Source organism: Klenkia sp. PcliD-1-E, from assembly GCF_024124375.1.
Lineage (GTDB): Bacteria > Actinomycetota > Actinomycetes > Mycobacteriales > Geodermatophilaceae > Klenkia.
Window position 1 is genome coordinate 1 of the sequence record NZ_JAMXRZ010000207.1, and the last position, 3,603, is coordinate 3,603.

General features: G+C 74.0%; 2 protein-coding genes and 1 pseudogene. 1 reads left to right on the plus strand and 2 read right to left on the minus strand.

The features are described from left to right. Positions 1-229: 229 nt before the first annotated feature. Entirely contained in the window at positions 230-2,335 is a 2,106-nt protein-coding gene (locus tag NH342_RS22365; RefSeq protein WP_305884983.1) for a catalase, read from the plus strand. 33 nt (positions 2,336-2,368) lie between these two features. Here the strand turns inward: NH342_RS22365 and lepB are convergent, their stop codons facing one another. Together lepB and NH342_RS22375 are read right to left on the minus strand one after the other, a co-directional pair. Beyond that, positions 2,369-3,106 carry a signal peptidase I gene (gene lepB / locus NH342_RS22370; protein WP_253018483.1) on the minus strand — a complete coding sequence of 246 codons (738 nt, stop codon included), beginning with the start codon at positions 3,104-3,106 and terminating at the stop codon, positions 2,369-2,371. Positions 3,107-3,154: 48 nt separating this feature from the next. Further along, positions 3,155-3,603 (minus strand): annotated as a pseudogene (locus tag NH342_RS22375) (allophanate hydrolase subunit 2 family protein); the annotation flags it as partial.

The window sequence follows — 3,603 nt, forward strand, 5'->3', positions numbered from 1 at the left end:
GGCGGGGACGGCGGCCTGGCTGGACCGGGCGCGGTGGAGCGCCGACGTGGGGTGGGGCCTGCTCGCGGCCCGGGCCCGCGGCGAGACCGGCCTCGCCGAGGCGCTCGGCGCCCGGGTCCGCGCCGACGGAACCGTTTCGGCCCCTGCCGACCGGGGGCATGGCTCCTGACGTCACGCGTCCAGGGAACGGCGCCGGCACCCACTGCCCGCCCCCGACCCCAGGAGAGCCATGCCTCCGGCACGCAAGCCCGACCAGTCCGCACCCGCCCAGGTGAGCCCCACCGGCGTCCCGTTCACCGCCGCCGACGGCGACCGCGACCCGCGCGCCCAGGGCGGCGACGTCATCACCTCGCCCAACGGGGTCCGCATCCCCGACACCGACCACGCGCTCAAGGCCGGCCGTCGCGGCCCGACCCTGCTGGAGGACTTCCACCTCCGCGAGAAGGTCAGCCACTTCGACCACGAGCGCATCCCCGAGCGCGCGGTGCACGCCCGCGGCGCCGGGGCGCACGGCGTGTTCACCGCCAACGGGTCGGCGGCCAGCATCACCCGCGCGCCGGTGCTGGCGGAGGAGGGCCTGCAGACGCCGGTCTTCGTGCGGTTCTCCACCGTGCTGGGCTCGCGGGGCTCGGCCGACACGGCCCGCGACACCCGCGGTTTCGCGACGAAGTTCTACACGAAGGAGGGCACCTGGGACCTGGTCGGCAACAACATGCCGGTCTTCTTCGTCCAGGAGGCCATCAAGTTCCCCGACCTGATCCACGCAGCGAAGCCCAGCCCGACCCGGGAGATCCCGCAGGCGCAGTCGGCGCACGACTCGTTCTGGGACTTCGTCTCCCTGCACACCGAGGCCACCCACCACGTGCTGTGGAACATGAGCGACCGGGGCATCCCTCGCAGCTACCGGATGATGGAGGGCTTCGGCGTCCACTCCTTCCGGATGGTCAACCAGGCCCGCGAGACCGTGCTGGTGCAGTTCAAGTGGACCCCGAAGCTCGGCGTGCACTCCCTGACCTGGGAGGAGGCGCAGCTGGCGATGGGCACCGACCCCGACTTCCACCGCCGTGACCTCGCCGACGCCATCGAGGCCGGCGCGTTCCCGGAGTGGGAGCTGGGCGTGCAGGTGTTCCCCGACACCAACGACCAGATGTACGAGGGCATCGACCTGCTCGATCCCACCAAGATCGTGCCGGAGGAGATGGTGCCGGTGCAGCCGATCGGCACGCTCGTGCTGAACGCCAACCCGACCAACTACTTCAGCGAGACCGAGCAGGTCGCCTTCAACACCGGCCACGTGGTGCCCGGCATCGAGTTCACGAACGACCCGCTGCTGCAGGGCCGCAACTTCTCCTACCAGGACACCCAGCTGACCCGCCTCGGCGGCCCCAACTGGACGCAGCTGCCGATCAACCGACCGCACGCGCCGGTCAACGACGACCAGCGCGACGGCTTCATGCAGCAGGGCGTGCCGACCGGTGAGGCGCCCTACTCCCCCAACACCGTCGACGGCGGATCACCGCAGCCCGCGGACTGGGACGAGGGCGGCTACGTCGTCGTCCCGCGGAAGGTCGAGGGCGAGGTGGTGCGCAAGGTGGCGGCGTCCTTCGAGGACCACTTCAGCCAGCCGGCCATGTTCTGGGCGTCGCTGTCGGACGTGGAGAAGACGCACACGGTCGAGGCCTACACCTTCGAGCTCGGCAAGGTGTACGAGCAGGCGATCAAGGAGCGGGTGCTCGGGGTGCTGGCGAACATCGACACCGAGCTGGCCACCCTGGTCGCCGACGGCCTCGGCCTGCCGGCGCCGTCGGGGGAGCCCGCCGAGCACCTGCCGGCCTCGCCCGCGCTGGCGCAGGTCACCGGCGAGACGTTCCCCCTCGACGGCCGACAGGTCGCCGTCGTCGCCGGGCCCGACGCCGACCTGGCCGGCATCGCCGCGCTGCGCGAGGCGCTGGACGCCGAGGGTGCGCAACTGAAGGTGCTGGCCCCCCGCGGCGGCGTGCTGGGGTCGGGCGAGCACCAGCAGGTCGTCGAGCGGACGAACCTGACCGCCCGGTCGATCGAGTTCGACGCGGTGGTCGTGGCCGACGGCGCACCGGACGACGGCGACGTCAAGGCCACGATCCTGCTGCAGGAGGCGCTGCGCCAGCTCAAGCCGTTCGCCGCCTGGGGCTCGGGCGTCGCCGTGCTCGACGCGGCCGGCGTCTCCGGGCCCGGTGTGTTCACCGGCGCCTCGGCCGGCGACGTGGTGGCGGACCTGGTCGCGGCCATGGGCCAGCACCGGGTGTGGGAGCGGGCCGACCTGGTCACCGCCTCCGCCGTCCCGCCGGCGGTCTGAGGCACGCGGTGGGGCACCGGCGAGGCCGGTGCCTCACCGGCGCCGGCGGAGCGGGACGGCGAGCGCGGTGGCCAGCAGGACGGCGGCGCCGGGGTCGGCGGGGCCGTCGGCGGTGGCCTGGATGTCCGGGCTGGCGATCCAGCCGAACCGGCTCAGCGGCCACACGATCAGCGACGCCTTCCCGATCACGTCGTCGACGGAGATCGGGCCGTGGTCCCGGGAGTCCGCGGAGTCCCCGCGGTGGTCGCCCATCACCCACAGCTGCCCCGGGGCGAGCGTCACGGGACCGAAGGACCGCTGGTCGTCCTGGTACAGGTAGGGCTCGTCGAGGGGCCGGCCGTCGACGAGCACCCGGCCCTGGTCGTCGCAGCACTGCACGGTCTGCCCGCCGACCGCGATGACCCGCTTGACGAAGTCCCGGTCGCTGGGCGGGGCGACGCCGACCGCACGGCCCACGAACAGCGCGGCGCGGGTGAACCAGTTCGTCGGCTCGGCGGCCTGCGGCTCCGAGGGCCAGGTGTCGGGGCCCTCGAACACCACGACGTCGCCGGGCTGCGGGTCGGAGAACCAGTAGGGCGGCTTGGTGACCAGGATCCGGTCGGCGGTGCAGCCGGGGCACCCGTGCAAGGTCTGCTCCATCGACGCCGACGGGATGTAGAAGGGCTGCACCAGGAAGGTCTTGACCAGCACCGCCAGGACGACGGCGACCAGCAGCAGGACCGGCAGCTCCTTGAGCAGCGACCCCTGGTCCTTCTTCTCCCGGTCGGCCACGGGCCCAGCCTCGCACCTCCCGGCCCGGATCGGTGCCCGCGCCGCGGGTCAACCCCGGAAGCGGACCGAGTCCCCGGGGGCGAGCTGGGCGCAGCGGTCGACGTCGGCGTCGGCCACGTAGCCGATCACCGGGTAGCCGCCGGTGACCGGGTGGTCGGCGAGGAACAGCACCGGCTGCCCGGACGGCGGCACCTGCAGCGCACCGCGGACCAGGCCCTCGCTGGCCAGCTCGCCGCGGCGCACCCGGACCAGCTCCGGGCCTGCCAATCGCAGGCCCACCCGGTTGCTCTCCCCGGTCACCTGCCACGCCGTGCCGGTGAGCGACCGGTGCGCGTCGGGGCCGAACCAGTCGGCCCGCGGTCCGGGACGCAGCGCCACCGCCGGCTCCGGCTGCGGCCCGGCGACCGGTGCCACGTCCACGCCCGGCCACGGCCCGGCCGCCGTCCCCACGGCGAGGACGTCGCCGGCGGCCGGCGGTGCCGGGCCCAGCCCGGAGA

Bases quoted from the DNA above. Each gene is read 5' to 3' on its own strand.
- NH342_RS22365 (WP_305884983.1), top strand. From the start codon at position 230: ATGCCTCCGGCACGCAAGCCCGACCAGTCCGCACCCGCCCAGGTGAGC.